Origin of the sequence: Vibrio aquimaris, assembly GCF_009363415.1 — a bacterium.
Lineage (GTDB): Bacteria > Pseudomonadota > Gammaproteobacteria > Enterobacterales > Vibrionaceae > Vibrio > Vibrio aquimaris.
This window is the reverse complement of record NZ_CP045350.1, coordinates 749995-768011: the sequence shown is the minus strand read 5'-3', so window position 1 is coordinate 768011 and position 18017 is coordinate 749995. Positions and strand designations below refer to the sequence as shown.

The window sequence follows — 18017 nt, the reverse complement described above, 5'->3', positions numbered from 1 at the left end:
TTGATGAAAGGGGCTAATTAATGAGAACTCCGCGCTTTTACATCGTGGCTGAGTTCCTTGTTTAGCTCAGCTTCAACATAACCTGGTGCTCGAGTCGATACCGAGATAAGTCGATACATAGCCGGGATCACAAACAAAGTCACCAAAGTCGCAAACGCCATACCAAAGAAGATAACGGTTCCTACCGCCACTCGACTCTCATAACCAGCGCCGTTAGAGAGGATAAGTGGCACCGCACCTGCCAAGGTGGTAAAGGCCGTCATCATAATAGGGCGTAAACGACGGGCAGAGGCATCAATAATGGCCTTTTCAAAAACATAACCTCTATCACGTAACTGGTTAGCAAATTCGACTATTAAAATACCATTCTTAGTCACCATACCAATCAGCATGATCATTCCTATTTGACTATAAATGTTGAGTCCTTGACTCATCACAAGCAACCCCATAAAGCCGCCAAACACCCCCATAGGTACAGTAAACATCACAACTAAGGGATTGATGAAACTCTCAAACTGAGCAGCCAAAACAAGATAAGCAACCAGCAAAGCCAAGCCAAACACCAAAAGCACACTGGATTGATTTTCCTTATAGTCTTTGGACTCTCCTGCATAACTTACCGAAATATCACCTGGCAGCATCTCAATCGACTGTTGATCCAAATAATCCAGAGCATCACCTAGGGTATAGCCCTCAGATAAATTGGCCGTTATCGTGATAGATTTTTGCTTGTTGTAATGGGATAAACGAATCGATGACGCAACTTCTTCAATCTGAGTGACCGCATCTAAGGTCACTAATTCGCCGGAGTTGGTTCTTAAATAGATTTGGCTAAGATCGGTGGCATTATTGAAGCTGTTTTCATCACCTCGCAAATAGACATCATATTCTTCACCTCGCTCTACAAAGGTCGTCTCACTTTTGCCTCCAAGCATGATTTCTAGTGTGTCAGAAATGTCCGCAACACTGATGCCCAACTCGGCAGCCCGCTGTTTATCAACGTTCACGACCAATTCTGGCGTTCTTTCCGAGTAATCAATATCCGCGCCTTCCATCATAGGAGAGGCTTCGGCGAGCTGTTCTAGTTTTTCAGCCCAGATTTTAAGCTCTGCATAATCGGCACCACCTAAAACAAATTGGACAGGCTCGCTCGAACCACCTCGAAAACCGGGCATAAAGGGGAAGATCCTCACATCAGCAATACCTGTGAGCGCTTTTTTTACCTGGGCCAAAGCCTGTGAAGCCGTGACATCCCGCTCATTCCAATCATCAAGGATCATGATCACAAACCCAGTCTGATCACCAGCGTTTCCACCAAAAGCAGGCGACTGAATACTGAATGACTTAAGAAACCCCTCTCCCAATAGCGTTAGCAAGCGTTCTTCGACATGTTCCATATTTGCGGCCATCCTGTTGTAACTGGTTGCGTCAGCTCCTCGGACAAAAGCAAACACCACACCACGGTCTTCAGATGGCGCCAACTGTGAAGGTATCTGCTGCATCAGCCCCCAGCTTCCTGCAACACAGGCAATAATGATAACGGGCGCAGCCCATGTCCATTTCAAAGCTTTCAAAAGGGCTTTTCGATAACCCGTTTCAAGGCGTGAAAAAAGACATTCAACGTACAAGTTAAATCGGCTTGGTTTTACATTGGCTTTCAGCAGATGGCTGCTGAGCACTGGCGTTAAAGTTAGAGCAATCAAAGATGAAAACACGACAGCCATTGCAAGTAACACCGAGAATTCAGTAAAGAGCAAACCGACCATACCATCCATAAAGGAGATAGGTAGAAAGACCATCACTAAAACCAAGGTAGTGGCGACAACAGCAAAACCAACCTCTCGGGTGCCCTTGTAAGCAGCCAGTAGTGGTTTTTCTCCTCGCTCAATATGATGAAAAATATTCTCTACCACTACAATGGCATCATCAACGACTAGGCCGATGGATAAAATCAAAGCCATCAAGGTGATGAGATTCACTGAAAAGCCAAAATAATACGCAGCAATAAAGGATGAAATGAGCGCAACCGGAACGGTAACAGCAGGAATCAAAGTCGCCCTCACCTGACCGATGAATATGTAAAGAACCAGAATAACTAAACCACCAGTAATAAATAAGGTGTTATAGACTTCTGTGATAGAGCGTTCAATAAAGACCGTCGAGTCATAATCGATAGCAAGGCGCGTCCCTTTGGGTAAGAACTTCTGAACTTTCTCGACTTGTTCATGGACGCGATCTGCCACTTCAAGTGGATTAGCATCAGATTGAGGCACAATTCCCATACTGACATTAACCACACCATCACTTTTAAACGTTGAGCTCTCATTTTCTGCGCCAATAAACACATCAGCGACATCCTTGAGATAAATGGGCGTATTGTCACTGGCTCGTTTAACCACCAAATATTCAAAGTCTTCTGCTTGGCTATAACTGCGAGCTGTTCGCACAGACATAACTATTTGGTCATTTCGCACTTCTCCACCAGGACTCTCAATATTTTCATTATTGAGCGCAGTGGTAATGTCCGTTGTGGTTACTCCGCGTCCCGCCATCTCGGCAGGTTTGAGCCTGACATACATCACCTTGTATAACCCACCTGATACCTCAACCGAGCTGACACCGGATATCAGGCTAAACCTATCAAGCAATACGCGATCTACGTAATCAGTCAACTGGGTACGATCCATCTCAGATGAACTTAAATTGATATATAAAGAGGCCTCTCCGGAGCCATTGTTCTTAAAAACGATAGGATCATCGGCTTCATCAGGTAACGAGCGCTGTGCCCTAGAGACCGCATCGCGAACGTCACTGACACCTGTGGTCAGATCATAACCCAGCTCAAAGGTAATCATAATACTCGACATGCTATTGCGCGTAGTCGACTCAATTTGATCAATACCACTAATGCCGGATAACTGATCCTCAAGCACAGAAGTGATTTGGCTTTCAATGATGGTGGCAGATGCTCCTTCATATCGAGTACTAATTGAAACAACCGGGCTTTCAATATCGGGCATTTCACGCACGGCGAGCTTGTTAAAAGAAACAATACCGAACACACATAAAAGCAGACTCAAAACCACTGCAGCAACAGGACGTTTAACAGCAACATCGGATAACCACATTAGCGTTCCCCTTCCTGTGTGGGTTTTTCTTTGGAGGCCACCTCTGCGAGCTCGCTAACCGTCACACCATCGCGCATATTGACAATGCCTTGAACAACGATTTTATCGCCAATCGATACCCCTTGTTCAATCACCACCTGATTACCAATTCGAGCCCCTAAAAAGACTTCGGTGCGATTGGCCTTACCCTTCTCATCAACTATGTAAACAAAGCGCTTAGTGCCTGAGTATTCAAGAGACTGCACTGGAATAATTGGCGCTTTGATAGTAGGGAACGCCATAGTCGCCGTCACTAACATTCCTGGCTTGAGTTGCCCGTTGGTATTATCAAAGTGAACTCGTACCCTTAAATTGAGTGTCTCCTGATTTATCCTTGAATCAACGCCAACAACCTGACCCTTAAACTCTTGTTTACCCCATGCTGAGCTAGTCGCTAATACACTCATGCCTTTTGAAATTTGTGATAAATAACGCTCAGGGACTTGCAGATCAAGTTGCATTACCGATAAATCATCCAGTGATACTAATTCATCTCCTGCGGTGACGAACTTTCCAACACTAAAATCAATAAAGCCTACCGTTCCAGAAAAAGGCGCTCTGATGTGTAAATCACTCAAATCAGCCTTAGCTGCATCTAAACGAGCCCTTGCAATTGTCACACTTGCTTTTTGAGCGTCTATCTCAGTTTGGGTAATCGCACTACTTTTAACCAGACGCTCAAATTCTTTAAGCTTACGTAATTCATCGTCAAGATAAGCGCTAGCTTCGGCGATGCTGGCTTTGGCCTTATCATCGTCTAGTTCAATAAGCATCTGGCCTACTTCAACCTGCTGATTCGCTTTTATAGCAATTTTATTGACTCGGCCAGTTACCTCAGGTGAGATGACGACTGATTGTTTTGCATCAATTTTCCCCACTAAGGTTAATGACTGGGATACCTCATGCGTTTGGACTTGTTCTGTAACAACAGTAATAGCCTGCGTTTGGCCATTTCGAGCAAACGCTGTTAACGCCGTACTAGAGAGAGAGAAAGAAACGAGACTTAAAATAATTATTTTTTTCATGATTAAGTTCTAATTCAAAAAGCTGCATATAGTCTAATCGCTAAACCACAATAAAAACGTCAAGCAATGTAAAGAAAGGGAAATAAACTGTAAGTTTTGTTTTTAACTTAATCAGTCTACTTTCCTTGATATCTAGGCTAAAAAATCGACCCTTTAACCAATTTGAGCCGTTTTTTACCTTTCAATATCGTCAAAGTATGTTCAATTTGGGCGGTTGTCGTTACTCTTAGTCATAATCAACGCCTAGATACAAGAATAAAAAAACCACTAAGAGAATGAAATTTAAGAGAAAATAAACATATCTTGACTAGATTAATACTCATTCCTTGCCTCTTTGTCCAAAAAGCCAGCATTTAGTTCAAAATTACCAGAAAAGGCTTTACAGAGTTAACGAGTTTGCTATGATTCGGTCCTCGCTTGATTGATGTGTTGGGAAAACATCGATTAAGGATAAAAACACCCTGGAGGGGTTCCCGAGTGGCCAAAGGGATCAGACTGTAAATCTGCTGGCACTGCCTTCGATGGTTCGAATCCGTCCCCCTCCACCATATTCAATGCTTGATTGCTGTGCTGGGAATACATCAATTAAGGATAAAAATACCCTGGAGGGGTTCCCGAGTGGCCAAAGGGATCAGACTGTAAATCTGCTGGCACTGCCTTCGATGGTTCGAATCCGTCCCCCTCCACCATATAACGCTTGATTGTTGTGTTGGGAAAACATCAGTTAAGGATAAAATGCCCTGGAGGGGTTCCCGAGTGGCCAAAGGGATCAGACTGTAAATCTGCTGGCACTGCCTTCGATGGTTCGAATCCGTCCCCCTCCACCATGTAACGCTTGATTGTTGTGTTGGGAAAACATCAATTAAGGATAAAAATACCCTGGAGGGGTTCCCGAGTGGCCAAAGGGATCAGACTGTAAATCTGCTGGCACTGCCTTCGATGGTTCGAATCCGTCCCCCTCCACCATATTAAGATAACCAGCTCACTGAGCTGGTTTTTTTGTATCTAGTAATCTTAAACGAAAAGAAAAGAGCCCTGAAAACAGGGCTAAATAGACAACACAAAAATGGGGGTGATGGCTATTGCCTTTATTTTTCTAGTAGAATAATTCGTGTTTCGTATGGACGCAAAACCTGCTCCATTGACACTTGCTCTGATAAATCTGTGTAGTTACCTAACAAATATTTCGCTTTAGTGGCATCAAATGTCTCAGGTAGACTGCAACTGGCTTCAACCGCATAAAAGTTATTCAAACAAATTAAACTTTGCTTTTCGCTCTGACGCTGATAACCAAAAATCTGTTCATGCTGTGGATAAAGATCTTGATAATTGCCACAGGTAATCACTTCTATTTGCTTACGTAAAGCAATTAGCTGCTGATAGAAATAAAACACTGAGCTGGGATCATCAACCGCCTGCGCGGCATTAATCTCAAGATAATTTTCCGCCACTTCTAGCCAAGGTCTAACCTTGGAAAAGCCAGCATATTCTTCGGCATTCCACTGCATTGGAGTTCTTGAATTATCACGTGATTTTTGCGCCAAAATAGCCATCATATCGTCACTTTTCATGCCATTATGATTGACCATGATGTCATACATATTAGTACTCTCTACATCACGATATTGAGATATCGAACCGTAGCCAGGGTTGGTCATACCAATCTCTTCACCTTGATATATGTACGGAGTTCCCTGCATCATGTGAATTGATGCGCCAAGCATCTTAGCTGATTCGACACGGTATTTTTTATCATCACCGAAACGACTGACAACTCGTGGTTGGTCATGGTTACACCAAAATAGTGCCCCCCAACCTTGGCCATTAAGTCCTGTTTGCCAATGATTAAAAATCTCTTTGAGCTGAATGAAGTCAAACGGCGCTTTGGTCCACTTTTCTCCATTCGGATAATCCACTTTAAGATGGTGAAAATTAAACACCATAGAAAGTTCTTTGTTATCAAGCGAGGAGTAACGCTGGCAGTGTTCTAATGAGGTGGAAGACATCTCTCCTACCGTCACACTGCCATATTTACGAAACACAGCTTGACTGATTTCCTGCAAATATTCGTGTACACGAGGGCCATCTGTGTAGAAACGGCGGCCATCACCAAGATCGTCACTAGGAAAGTCTTGCTGCTTAGAAATAAGATTAATCACATCAAGGCGGAACCCATCGACTCCTTTTTCAGCCCAAAAGCTAATTACCTCTTTAACCGCTTGTCGCACCTCTGGATTTTCCCAGTTGAGATCCGCTTGCTCTTTGGCAAAAAGGTGTAAATAGTATTGACCCGTTTTACTATCAAGTTCCCAAGCACTGCCACCAAACTTAGATTGCCAGTTATTGGGGACTTCATCGTCGATAGGATCTTTCCAAATATAGTAGTCGCGGTAAGGGCTATTTTTATCCCCTAAAGCAGATTGAAACCAAGCGTGCTTGGTTGAGGTATGGTTAACAACGATATCCATGATGATGCGAATATCACGTTGACGAGCCTTTGCAACTAACTGCTCAAAGTCTTGCATAGTCCCAAAATCAGGATTGATAGCGTAATAGTCAGAAATATCGTAACCATTATCGACCATAGGCGACTGGTACACTGGGGTAAGCCAAATAGCATCAATACCAAGCAACTTGAGATAATCTAGCTTAGAGATAATACCTTGGATATCTCCTGTACCTTTATCGCCGCTGTCACAAAAACTCTTAGGATAAATCTGATAGATGGATGCGGTTTTCCACCAATTAGGATCCGTGCTGAATGTCATCGTCTAATTCACTTACCAAAAATAAAAATTACAAAAAGGCCGAGTGTTTGAAAATACTGCCTCGGCCTAAACTATCATTACGCGTTCGCTGGCTCTAACTCACCTTTCATTTGAGCACGCTTATAGAAAAATAACGTCAATGCAGTAGGGACAACAATAGCGACTAACATAGCTAATGCGTAGATACCCCAAAACTGTGGCTGAATGGAGAGGATACCGGGCAAGCCACCTACACCAATACCGTTTGCCATTACACCAGCACTACCACAAATCGCCGCAGCAATCGCACTACCTATCATGGCGCTTAGCATAGGGAATTTATACTTGAGGTTAATACCGTACATAGCAGGTTCTGTGACTCCAAGATAAGCGGATATGGCAGCAGGCACCGAGATATCACGTTCACCATGCTTTTTGCTGATGATGATAATGCCAACCACAGCCGAAGCCTGAGCAATATTTGATAAAGCAATCAAAGGCCAGATAGGTGTTCCACCCAAGTCTTGCATCAACTGCAGATCGACCGCGTTGGTGGTATGGTGAATACCAGTAATAACTAAGGGCGCATATAAAAAGCCAAAGATAGTAGAACCAATAATTGCAAAATCACCTGTCATCGCGGCTTTAGCAGCAAAAGCCACACCATCACCTAAGGTGCGTCCAAGTGGACCAATTAAAGAGTGCGCAAGCACGACAGAAACAATGATCGAAACAAAAGGCACCACAACCAGATATAGGTACGAAGGAACGATACGCTTTAGGTTAGTTTCAATGAAAGCAAGCGCAACACCTGCTAGCATCGCAGGGATCACCTGAGCCTGATAGCCGACTTTTTCAATCGCAAACCATCCAAAATCCCATACTTCAGGCATTTGCTTGCCGATGAGATAAGCATTCATCAGTTGTGGAGAAACTAAGGTAACACCGAGGGTAATGCCCAAAATGGGCGTCCCGCCAAGCTTCTTAACCGTTGACCAACACACGCCAACAGGAAGAAAGAAGAAAATAGCTTCGCCAATTAACCATAAAAAGCTGTGCACTGTTGCCCAGAACTGGCTAATTTGGGTCAAAGATTGCCCATCAAACATCTTGATGTCGCCAATCACATTACGGAAACCTAAGATCAAACCACCGGTAATGATTGCTGGCAGAAGAGGAACAAAGATTTCAGCAAGATGTGAGATACCGCGCTCTAATAGATTCATGTTCTGACGAGCCGCTTGCTTAGCTTCATCTTTAGACGCACCAGATTGCCCAGAAAGCTCAATCAAAATCTTATACACTTCATCAACATCAGTGCCAACGACAACTTGAAACTGACCAGCGTTGGTAAAGCACCCCTTAACTAAAGACAGCGCTTCCAGTGCTTTAATATCTGCTTGGCTGGTATCATTTAAAACAAAACGAAGGCGCGTCAAACAGTGGCTTACACTCGCGATATTATCTCGCCCACCCACATTCTCTATTAGATCCTCGACCTCTTGCCGTAAAATCTTGCTCATAGTTTATCCACCCTGAATTGGACTTTTACTTTACACAGAGTAAATGACTCCGCGCTATGAATATAATCTTTGGGAACATTCCCAATGTGGGAAACATAGTGTCAAATCTATCGACAAATATAAATGGGAACGGTCCCATTAATTGAATAAGATCACAGTATAATTTAAAAATATATAATAATAAGTAAGTTAGCTGAGAATTGGGCTTTGAGTGAGATGTTCTGGGTCAGTCTCTCCATTAATATGAGAAATCAAAAGATTAGCGGCTTTTTCCCCTGCTTTGGCATAACCAGGATCAATACTGAAGACATTAGGGAAAAGGAAAGATAGCAATTCACTGCCTCCAACTCCAGTGACCATGACATCCTCACGACCAAGCTCCTGAAGACGTTTAATGACTCCAAGCGCTAGAGTATCGCTTGCGCAGCTGATAGCTTGAGTCTCTTGGGTAAGGACTTGATCAACCAATTTATACGCACTTTCAAGGTTAAGTTGTCCCGTTTGATAGTTAGCAATGCGTCCGTTTTGGTCACACCAGCTAAGATACGATTCAAGGCGTAAATAACCAGTGGTTTGGTCGCAAGGATCAACGCCAATAAAGGCGATATCTCTGGCACCTTGGCGAGCAAGATGTTCTAGGGCTAAACGGATTACCCCATCATTGTCATAATTAATCGACGAGGTGGCTTTCGTATCCATGGCAATTACGACAGATCTGCCCTGCCAATTGGCTAAACGTTCAACATCAAAGTCACTGAAACCAAAAACAATAATGCCGTCAACATTGCGTTTACCAAGTACATCGAGGTGTTCATTCGCTAAACGGCGGTTCAGCTGGCTTTCCATAATGACAGCATCATAGCCACTGCGATAGAGAACCTGAAGCATACTGCCAACCGAACGATTTTCAGAAGGAGAGTCCAAGCGGGAAATAATAACGCCTACCACTTTTTGACTGCCCCCTCTCATGGCCTGAGCCGATTTAGAAGGAACATAACCGGACTCTTCAATCACACGCTCTACTTTTGCCCGCGTTTCGGGCTTTACCTTAGGGTCGTTGGTGAGAACACGAGATACAGTGGATTTTCCTACACCAGAAAGTTTGGCGATATCAAGGATAGTCAGTTTTTTACTCATAATGGCTTGTGAACAATTCCTTACGGAACATCAAATAGTTAAGACAACTATATTCTACATCCCTTATAAACTTCAGATCCAACTTCCAAGCGTGCATGTTCACCTTTCGTGTGCAATACAATAGAATTAACCTTGGTTTTTTCATCACCAGTTTGAACGTACTTTACCCCAGACCCGGCGGGAACTTGCATCAAAGTGTATTCTTGATTACCAACTCTTAAAACAGCCGACTCATGACCTTTCGTGTAAGCCACATCAAACTCTTTATCTGCTTGGCAATGGTAAGTCACATACGAGGTGCTACATGCTTGTAGCATCATAACCAGCCAAACGCTGCTAAGTACTTTCACATTCATTATTTTTTACCCAATAAAAAGGCCACAATATATGGCCGTTAGCTTATTGCTTTATTTACCTAAGTAGTCAGGAACTTCTCTGAGACTATCCAGCACCACAGAAGCCAAAGCTTGTCCCTTATCAGTAACAGGTTTACCAGTGCGAACCAATATACGAGTGTCTACTCCAGCAGATTGCGCAGCCATCATATCTTCGGCTTTATCACCGACCATCACTGACTTTTCCATATCAATATCAAGATAATCACGCGCCGAAATAAACATACCAGGTTTGGGTTTTCGACAATCACAATCCTGCTGGTACTTGCCTTGACCATGTTCTGCATGATGAGGGCAATAATAGAAACCATCGAATTCGACGCCATTATCAACGAAATTCCAGTCCATCCACTGGGTCAGCGATAAAAAGCGATCTTCGCTGAACTTACCACGAGCAATGCCAGATTGATTAGTGACTAGCACTAACAAATAACCCATTTGTTTGAGTTTTTTGGTTGCTTCAAACACACCTTCAATAAACTCAAAATCATGTTCATCATGCACGTACCCGTGATCGACATTAATCACACCATCACGATCTAGAAAGACAGCAGGTTTTGCCAAAATTAACTTCTCTTTTTTACTATTGCTCACTTGTCTTTCACGCATACATTCTGCTTGAAAGGCCAACACATGCCTGAATTATTGCACGCTTTATTTCATTCAGCACTATCTAATTCCACTTGGTTTTGATGAAAAAAGGTATTTAGACGTCTAGACGTAAAAATATCTATTGACACATTTAGTATGAAACCATAGCATCTGTGATCTGTATGGCGTAGTACCAAACTATCGACTTTTGATTGGGGTTTGCTACCTTTCGAACATAAGCTATGTTCAAACGTCAGTTGACCTTAACCTGAGCGCGGATTTCTCGATGATTGAAATAAATCAAGTAAACAAAGTATTTCTGCAAGGAAACAAAGAAATACATGCCTTAAAGGATATTAATCTTAATATTCCTCAAGGCACCATATTTGGTGTAATTGGCTCATCAGGAGCAGGGAAAAGTACGCTGATTCGCTGCGTTAATATGTTGGAAGCACCAACTTCAGGCTCCATCGTTGTCGATGGCGTCGATTTAACACAATTATCTAAATCGCAACTGAGTGAAACACGCCGCAATATCGGTATGATTTTCCAACACTTTAATCTGCTTTCATCAAGAACAGTATTTGACAATGTTGCCTTGCCACTTGAGCTGGCTGGCAAAGAAAAAGCACATATAAAGAACAAAGTCACTGAGCTGCTTAAACTGGTAGGCTTAGCCGACAAGCATGAAAGTTACCCTGCAAATTTAAGTGGCGGTCAAAAACAACGTGTCGCCATTGCGAGAGCACTGGCAAGCGATCCCAAGGTATTGCTGTGTGATGAAGCCACCAGCGCACTTGATCCCGCCACCACTCAATCAATCTTAGAGCTGCTAAAAGAAATTAATCGTAAGCTCAATATTACTATGCTCCTGATTACCCATGAAATGGATGTGGTAAAAAGCATCTGCCATGAAGTAGCAATTATTGGAGGCGGAGAGCTGGTCGAAAGTGGCTCTGTGGGAGAGATCTTCGCTCATCCGAAGACCGAGCTCGCCCATGAATTTATCCGCTCTACACTTGATCTTTCAATACCGGAAGATTACCAGGCACGCCTTCAGTCAACTCGCGTTGAAGGCAGCTATCCGCTGGTTCGCCTCGAGTTTACCGGTGCGACCGTTGATGCACCAGTGATGAGTCAAATCGCGCGTAAATTCAATATTGATGTCAGTATTCTTAGCTCTGATCTCGATTACGCTGGCGGGGTTAAATTTGGCATGATGGTCGCAGAACTGTTTGGCAATGAAAGCGATGATAAAGCCGCGATTGAATTTCTTCGCGCGCACAATGTAAAAGTCGAGGTGCTAGGTTATGTCCTTTGAAACTCTGTCACAATGGCTAAACCTAAATAGCCAGCTTTTAATCAATGCAACGGGTGAGACTTTATACATGGTTGCCGTTGCTGGTATTGTCGGTTTTGCGCTCGGCATTCCGCTAGGCGTTATCCTGCATACCACCAAAAAAGGCGGATTACTGGAAAATACCAAATTGAACCGTATGCTAGGCGCTATTGTAAACATAGGTCGCTCAGTACCCTTTCTTGTGCTTATGGTTGCCATTATTCCAGTTACAAAAATTCTAGTTGGCACCTTTATCGGCACAACGGCTGCCATTGTCCCACTGACCATAGGGGCTATCCCATTTGTTGCTCGCCTGATTGAAAGTGCATTACTGGAAGTGCCAACTGGCTTGGTTGAAGCGGCTCAATCTATGGGGGCCACTCCCCTACAAATCATTAGTAAAGTACTGCTACCAGAAGCTCTTCCCACTATAGTTAACTCAGTCACGATTACACTGGTCACTTTAGTGAGTTATTCAGCAATGGCAGGAACCGTCGGTGGCGGCGGGCTTGGTGATGTAGCGATTCGCTATGGATTTCATCGCTATGATGTGGTGATCATGGCGGTAACTGTCGTTATGTTGATTGTTTTAGTACAGATTATTCAATCGATCGGTGATGCACTTGTACGCCGTGTCGATCATAGATAAGCATATTTGAATTGAAGTTAAGGAGTAAAGTCATGAAATTTGGAATTAAAGGCCTACTTGCCACGGCTGTCGCCGCCTCAGCGTTGGTATTGGCAGGATGTGGTGACAAGCAAGACAACGCAAATAAAATAAAAGTAGGTGTCATGGCCGGTGCCGAAGCTCAGGTTGCAGAAGTCGCGGCAAAAGTCGCTAAAGAGAAATATGGCCTTGAGGTGGAGCTGGTCACTTTTAGTGATTATGTTACTCCTAACGCTGCGCTGGACGATGGCTCAATTGACGTTAACGCGTTTCAGCACAAACCATACTTAGATCAGCAAATCAAAGATCGCGGTTACAAACTATCAATTGCTGGCAACACCTTTGTTTACCCTATCGCTGGCTACTCTAAGAAAGTGAAATCGGTTGATGAGATTATTGATGGTGATCGTATCGCAGTCCCTAACGATCCAACCAATCTTGGCCGCTCGTTACTGTTGCTTGAGCAACAAGGCATTATTAAATTGCGTGAAGGTGTTGGGCTACTTGCAACCGTTCGCGATATTACCGAGAATCCAAAAAATGTCACTCTTGTTGAGCTAGATGCAGCGCAGCTTCCGCGCTCTTTAGATGATGTAACTTTGTCTGTAATCAATACAACGTATGCCAGCTCTATCAAGTTAACACCGCAAAAAGACGGCATATTTGTTGAAGATAAAGAATCACCATACGTGAACCTAGTGGTAGCACGCGAAGATAATGTCAACGCTGAGAATGTGCAGAACTTCATCAAGTCTTACCAAACTGAAGAAGTCTACAGCGCAGCCTATAAGATTTTCCAAGGCGGCGTAGTCAAAGGCTGGTAATAGCGTAAATAGATTACAGTAACGATGTAAAAAGGGAGCCATGGCTCCCTTTTTGTTTAACTTACTTACATTTATTTCGTGCCGAAAATCTTATCGCCCGCATCGCCTAAACCTGGCACGATATAACCTTTATCGTTAAGTTTTTCATCGATAGCGGCAGTGTAAAGCTCAACATCTGGGTGAGCTTTTTTAAGCGCTTCAATGCCTTCAGGTGCTGCAACCAATACCAAGACTTTAATCTGGTTACATCCCTTTTCTTTGAGTAAGTCAATGGTAGCGATCATGGAGCCACCTGTTGCCAGCATAGGGTCTACTACCAAAGCGATTCGCTCATCAATATTAGAAGCCAGTTTGTTAAAGTAAGGCACTGGTTCAAGCGTTTCTTCATCACGGTAAATACCCACTACGCTGATGCGAGCGCTTGGTACATGTTCAAGCACACCATCCATCATGCCCAGACCCGCGCGTAAAATAGGCACTACAGTGACTTTTTTACCTTTAATTTGATCAACTTCTACTGGGCCATCCCACCCCTCGATGGTAACTTTTTCCATTGCAAAGTCTGAAGTTGCTTCATAAGTCAGCAAACTGCCCACTTCCGTTGCAAGCTCACGAAAACGCTTTGTACTGATATCACCTTCTCTCATCAGGCCGATTTTATGCTTAACCAGAGGGTGTTTTACTTCAACAACTTTCATTTCCATCTCCGAGTATTTAGGTAAAATTTAAACAAACCTGCGGATTATAAATGATTTCGCTGGGTAATTCTTGAGTTAGAACAAAAGAAAAACCCACGCAAACGTTTGCCATATAGTATTGTCCGCTGTTAGAATAGCGCCGATTTCATATCCAATATTAAAACTGAGGACTTGCTTGTGAGTGCTGATAACACTTCTCTTAGCTATAAAGACGCTGGCGTAGATATCGACGCGGGTAACGCTCTAGTTGACCGTATCAAAGGGGCGGTCAAACGTACTCGTCGCCCTGAAGTCATGGGAGGCATTGGCGGTTTTGGTGCGCTGTGTGAATTACCAACCAAATACAAGCAACCTGTACTTGTTTCCGGCACAGATGGCGTAGGAACCAAACTACGTCTTGCATTGGATATGAACAAACATGACACCATCGGCGTCGATCTTGTCGCGATGTGCGTTAATGATCTGATTGTACAAGGTGCCGAGCCATTATTTTTCCTTGATTACTACGCAACAGGAAAATTGGATGTCGATACTGCGGCAGACGTTGTCTCTGGTATTGCTGAAGGCTGTGTCCAAGCTGGATGTTCTCTGATCGGTGGCGAAACCGCTGAAATGCCCGGTATGTATGAAGGCGAAGATTACGATGTGGCAGGATTCTGTGTTGGTGTGGTTGAAAAAGCCGACATTATTGATGGCACAAAAGTGGCGGCTGGTGATGCCCTTATTGCGGTCGGTTCAAGTGGTCCACATTCAAACGGTTACTCTCTGATCCGTAAAATCATTGAAGTGTCTGGCGCAGATACCAGTCAAGAACTTGAAGGCAAAACCATAGGCGAGCACCTTCTCGAACCTACGAAAATTTACATCAAATCTGCGCTTAAAATGATCGAAAAGCATGATATTCACGCAATTTCTCATATTACTGGTGGCGGCTTTTGGGAAAACATCCCACGCGTTTTACCAGAGGGCACCAAAGCAGTGATCGATGGCAACAGCTGGCAGTGGCCAAGTATTTTTGGCTGGCTACAAGAAAAAGGCAATGTTACGACTCATGAGATGTATCGTACTTTCAACTGTGGTGTTGGGCTAATCGTTGCTCTGCCAAAAGACCAAGCGCAAGCGGCGGTTGAACTTCTTCAAGCCGAAGGTGAGAATGCTTGGTTCATTGGCGAAATCGCGGATGCACAAGCCAACCAAGAACAAGTAGAGATCAGATAAACGATGAAAAGTATTGTTGTTTTAGTTTCAGGAAACGGTTCGAACTTACAGGCGATCATTGATGCTTGTGAAGATAAGATCACAACCGGCCGAGTAAGTGCTGTTTTTTCAAATAAAGCAACAGCTTATGGCTTAGAACGTGCCAAAAACGCAGGCGCGGCAGCGCATTCTTTAGATCCGAACTCATTCGACACGCGTGATGCATTCGACCGCGAGTTAATGAAGCAGATCGATGAATACAAGCCAGATGTGATTGTTCTTGCTGGTTACATGCGTATCCTAAGCGGTGAATTTGTACGCCACTATATGGGGCGAATGATCAATATTCACCCTTCACTACTACCTAAATACCCGGGTCTTAATACTTATCAACGTGCGATTCACGCCGGTGATGAAGAGCATGGCACCAGCGTGCACTTTGTGACCGAGCAGCTCGATGGCGGGCCTGTGATACTTCAAGCTAAAGTGCCTATCTTTGAAGATGATACAGTGGAAACGCTCACCAAACGTGTCCAAGTTCAAGAGCACAACATCTACCCTTTAGTCGTCCAATGGCTGGTTGAAGAGCGCTTAACCATGAAAGATGGCAAAGAAGCCTACTTGGATGGCAAGCTCCTTGGCATTCACGGCCACGCACAAGACTGATTTTTAATAAAGTAAAACGGGCTTCGGCCCGTTTTTTTGCTCCTAGATTTATATTAATCTTGTATTCATATACGTTAAGCTAGACTGCTTAAAACCTAGGAGGCATGAATGGATTTAAAAAGTTTACTTAATCAAGCATTAAACTCAGATCTCGCTCGTCAAGGCCAGCAAAAAGTTCAGCAGGCCTCAAGCTCTGGTTCATTAAAAACACTCGGCGCAGGCGCTGTAGGTGGTGGCCTTGTCGGACTTTTAATGGGTTCAAAAAAGACCAAAAAGCTTGGCAAAAAAGTGGGTAAAAATGCACTCAAGATAGGCGGAGCGGCTGCCCTTGGCGCTCTTGCTTACTCGGCATACAATAATTGGCAGTCTAAACAGTCTGATGCTGGAAACAGTGAAAGCTTTGACGGTGAGGATGCGATACACCAACAACTGATTTTAAAAGCCATGATTGCCGCAGCCAAAGCCGATGGGCATGTGGATAGCGAAGAGATGCAACGCATTGAATCAACGCTTAAAGAAGCAGGCGCTGATAGTCAGCTGCAATCTCTCATGCACACTGAGCTTAACAAGCCTCTCGACCCGAGTGAGATTGCTAGACTTGCGCAATCGCCGCAGCAAGCCAGTGAAATCTATCTTGCTTCATTGATTGTTATCGACGAACAAAATTTTATGGAAAAGGCTTACCTTCAAGAACTTGCTAAACAGCTAAAGCTGGCGCCAGAGCTAACCGCTCAACTGGAACTGCAATTGCAAAACTAACCTTAATTCTGCCTACCCAGATCCAAAAATGGGACCGGCTTGGTCCCATTTTTTGTTTGGCTAAGTCCTATTTACTCGGCCATACAAAAGCAGCCCGACCCTGTGGCAGGACAACGCAATACCTCTCCCTCAGGACAAGGGTATGCCGATTCTGATGCACTGACCATAGCCGACAAACAAAGCGTTAAAACCAGTAATATTTTTTTCATTTTTATTCTCCTTATTATGAATCTAGCACTATATGTTATTTATTTGTAAATTCACGCTTTTTGCTAATATAAAGCCTGTTTTTGAGACCATCTGCCCAAATGGAAAAAACTTAGCCATACCACTTGTCTATTTGCGCAAGATCAAAACCGATCTGGCGCTAAGTCATCACTATAGTTATGTTTAAAAAAGATCTAAGCCTAAAGAGTAATAAAGCCATGAAAGTATATGAATGCTGTGATTTAGTCAGAGAGTTCTACGCCCAAATAGGCAGTGGCGATCAAGCTTACATCCCAAAAGCGATTAGCTGCACCTTGCGGGCACTCAATGATATTGCCTCCCAAGCAGACCTGCCTCACGAGGTACGTGAAAAGGCCGCGTTTGCCGCCGCAAACCTACTTATTTCCGATTGTGAAGATACATGATGAGCTTTATCACAAGGCTTTCTAATGGTATTTTTCGACCTAGATTAAGCTAGTATCTTGATAAGGACTAAAACTTGAGCCAATTACCAAGAAAGTACGCCATAACGGGTAATGAAGAAGAGTTAGACACCATCATAAAAATGCTGGAGAAAAACCGCGCCAACGAAATGTGTCAAATCCGAGCCAAAACTCACTCTCTAACCAGCCTTAAACAAATCCTTGGACCCAAACTCTCTGGTATCGTGCTGATTAACTCATCGTCCTATGATGGCAGCCAGCTTGGTCCGTTTCATGGAGTACACTTAACCTCCAAAGATGCTCAAGATAACGCGCTCATTCAAGATATCAAAAAAGCAGGGGCGCGTTATATTGCCGCCTCATGCCACAATCAAGCCGAACTAGAAATTGCCAACCGCATAAAATGTGACTTTGTCACCCTCTCTCCAGTTCATATTGCCAGTTGCCACCCAGAAGCAGCCACCATTGGCTGGCAAGGTTTCTCAAAGCTTGCCAAGTTTGCAATCATGCCTGTCTTTGCTCTAGGCGGAGTAGGCGCTGATGATCTCACCACGGCGCAGCAACACGGCGCCTATGGTGTAGCTGGGGTGAGTAATTTCTGGCAATGATTTGATTTATATAAATCACCCATC

At 43.8% G+C, this 18017-nt stretch carries 17 protein-coding genes and 4 tRNA genes; 12 read left to right on the top strand and 9 right to left on the bottom strand.

Annotation, left to right across the window (positions count from 1 at the left end; all coding sequences use genetic code 11):
- Positions 1 to 17: 17 nt before the first annotated feature.
- Complete coding sequence (gene vexH, locus FIV01_RS03525; RefSeq protein ID WP_152429773.1) at positions 18 to 3128, bottom strand: vibriobactin export RND transporter permease subunit VexH; 3111 nt, start codon at positions 3126 to 3128, stop codon at positions 18 to 20.
- Positions 3128 to 4192: an efflux RND transporter periplasmic adaptor subunit gene (locus FIV01_RS03520; protein WP_152429772.1), complete on the bottom strand. Its 1065-nt coding sequence runs from the start codon at positions 4190 to 4192 to the stop codon at positions 3128 to 3130. The genes vexH and FIV01_RS03520 overlap by 1 nt, the downstream gene beginning before the upstream one ends.
- Before the next feature lie 463 nt (positions 4193 to 4655).
- Between FIV01_RS03520 and FIV01_RS03515 the strand changes: the two genes are divergently transcribed.
- The 4 genes from FIV01_RS03515 to FIV01_RS03500 all read left to right on the top strand — a co-directional run bounded on the left by FIV01_RS03515 (position 4656) and on the right by FIV01_RS03500 (position 5158).
- Positions 4656 to 4740 (top strand) — tRNA-Tyr (locus FIV01_RS03515).
- Positions 4741 to 4796: 56 nt separating this feature from the next.
- Positions 4797 to 4881 (top strand) — tRNA-Tyr (locus FIV01_RS03510).
- Positions 4882 to 4934: 53 nt separating this feature from the next.
- Positions 4935 to 5019, top strand: a tRNA-Tyr gene (locus tag FIV01_RS03505).
- A 54-nt stretch (positions 5020 to 5073) separates the two neighbouring features.
- A tRNA-Tyr gene (locus tag FIV01_RS03500) sits at positions 5074 to 5158 on the top strand.
- A 122-nt stretch (positions 5159 to 5280) separates the two neighbouring features.
- Here the strand turns inward: FIV01_RS03500 and treC are convergent.
- The 5 genes from treC to gmhB all read right to left on the bottom strand — a co-directional run bounded on the left by treC (position 5281) and on the right by gmhB (position 10558).
- Positions 5281 to 6960: an alpha,alpha-phosphotrehalase gene (gene treC, locus FIV01_RS03495; RefSeq protein ID WP_152429771.1), complete on the bottom strand. Its 1680-nt coding sequence runs from the start codon at positions 6958 to 6960 to the stop codon at positions 5281 to 5283.
- Positions 6961 to 7037: 77 nt separating this feature from the next.
- Entirely contained in the window at positions 7038 to 8462 is a 1425-nt protein-coding gene (gene treB / locus FIV01_RS03490) for a PTS trehalose transporter subunit IIBC (protein WP_152429770.1), read from the bottom strand.
- Positions 8463 to 8651: 189 nt separating this feature from the next.
- On the bottom strand, positions 8652 to 9599 hold the full coding sequence (gene treR, locus FIV01_RS03485) for a trehalose operon repressor TreR (RefSeq protein WP_152429768.1): 948 nt from the start codon (positions 9597 to 9599) through the stop codon (positions 8652 to 8654).
- Between the two features lie 47 nt (positions 9600 to 9646).
- The gene (locus FIV01_RS03480; RefSeq protein WP_152429766.1) at positions 9647 to 9955 is read right to left on the bottom strand and encodes an MliC family protein; all 309 of its coding nucleotides are present in this window, start codon (positions 9953 to 9955) and stop codon (positions 9647 to 9649) included.
- 51 nt (positions 9956 to 10006) lie between these two features.
- Positions 10007 to 10558 carry a D-glycero-beta-D-manno-heptose 1,7-bisphosphate 7-phosphatase gene (gene gmhB, locus FIV01_RS03475; RefSeq protein ID WP_152431644.1) on the bottom strand — a complete coding sequence of 184 codons (552 nt, stop codon included), beginning with the start codon at positions 10556 to 10558 and terminating at the stop codon, positions 10007 to 10009.
- A gap of 313 nt (positions 10559 to 10871) precedes the next feature.
- Here gmhB and metN point away from each other — a divergent pair, with 313 nt between their 5' ends.
- Genes metN through FIV01_RS03460 form a run of 3 tightly spaced genes read left to right on the top strand, consistent with a single transcriptional unit; the run spans position 10872 to position 13415 of the window.
- Positions 10872 to 11906, top strand: a complete 1035-nt coding sequence (gene metN, locus FIV01_RS03470; RefSeq protein WP_152429764.1) for a methionine ABC transporter ATP-binding protein MetN — start codon at positions 10872 to 10874, stop codon at positions 11904 to 11906.
- On the top strand, positions 11896 to 12573 hold the full coding sequence (locus tag FIV01_RS03465; protein WP_152429763.1) for a methionine ABC transporter permease: 678 nt from the start codon (positions 11896 to 11898) through the stop codon (positions 12571 to 12573). The genes metN and FIV01_RS03465 overlap by 11 nt, the downstream gene beginning before the upstream one ends.
- A gap of 32 nt (positions 12574 to 12605) precedes the next feature.
- On the top strand, positions 12606 to 13415 hold the full coding sequence (locus FIV01_RS03460; protein ID WP_152429760.1) for a MetQ/NlpA family lipoprotein: 810 nt from the start codon (positions 12606 to 12608) through the stop codon (positions 13413 to 13415).
- 71 nt (positions 13416 to 13486) lie between these two features.
- On the opposite strand, the gene upp is transcribed toward FIV01_RS03460, so the two are convergent.
- A complete protein-coding gene (upp, locus tag FIV01_RS03455; protein ID WP_152429758.1) occupies positions 13487 to 14113 on the bottom strand; it encodes a uracil phosphoribosyltransferase in 627 nt (208 codons plus the stop codon).
- Positions 14114 to 14290: 177 nt separating this feature from the next.
- Here upp and purM point away from each other — a divergent pair, with 177 nt between their 5' ends.
- The 3 genes from purM (at position 14291) to FIV01_RS03440 (ending at position 16735) form a co-directional block, all read left to right on the top strand.
- Entirely contained in the window at positions 14291 to 15331 is a 1041-nt protein-coding gene (purM, locus tag FIV01_RS03450; protein ID WP_152429757.1) for a phosphoribosylformylglycinamidine cyclo-ligase, read from the top strand.
- Between the two features lie 3 nt (positions 15332 to 15334).
- A complete protein-coding gene (purN, locus tag FIV01_RS03445; protein WP_152429755.1) occupies positions 15335 to 15976 on the top strand; it encodes a phosphoribosylglycinamide formyltransferase in 642 nt (213 codons plus the stop codon).
- A gap of 108 nt (positions 15977 to 16084) precedes the next feature.
- Positions 16085 to 16735 (top strand): tellurite resistance TerB family protein, encoded by a 651-nt coding sequence (locus tag FIV01_RS03440; protein ID WP_152429753.1) that lies wholly within the window; start codon positions 16085 to 16087, stop codon positions 16733 to 16735.
- Between the two features lie 71 nt (positions 16736 to 16806).
- Here the strand turns inward: FIV01_RS03440 and FIV01_RS20570 are convergent, their stop codons facing one another.
- On the bottom strand, positions 16807 to 16944 hold the full coding sequence (locus FIV01_RS20570) for a hypothetical protein (RefSeq protein WP_172971807.1): 138 nt from the start codon (positions 16942 to 16944) through the stop codon (positions 16807 to 16809).
- A 216-nt stretch (positions 16945 to 17160) separates the two neighbouring features.
- Between FIV01_RS20570 and FIV01_RS03435 the strand changes: the two genes are divergently transcribed.
- The gene (locus FIV01_RS03435) at positions 17161 to 17367 is read left to right on the top strand and encodes a YaeP family protein (RefSeq protein WP_152429752.1); all 207 of its coding nucleotides are present in this window, start codon (positions 17161 to 17163) and stop codon (positions 17365 to 17367) included.
- 74 nt (positions 17368 to 17441) lie between these two features.
- Positions 17442 to 17993, top strand: a complete 552-nt coding sequence (locus FIV01_RS03430) for a thiamine phosphate synthase (RefSeq protein ID WP_246210419.1) — start codon at positions 17442 to 17444, stop codon at positions 17991 to 17993.
- The last annotated feature ends 24 nt before the right edge of the window (positions 17994 to 18017 follow it).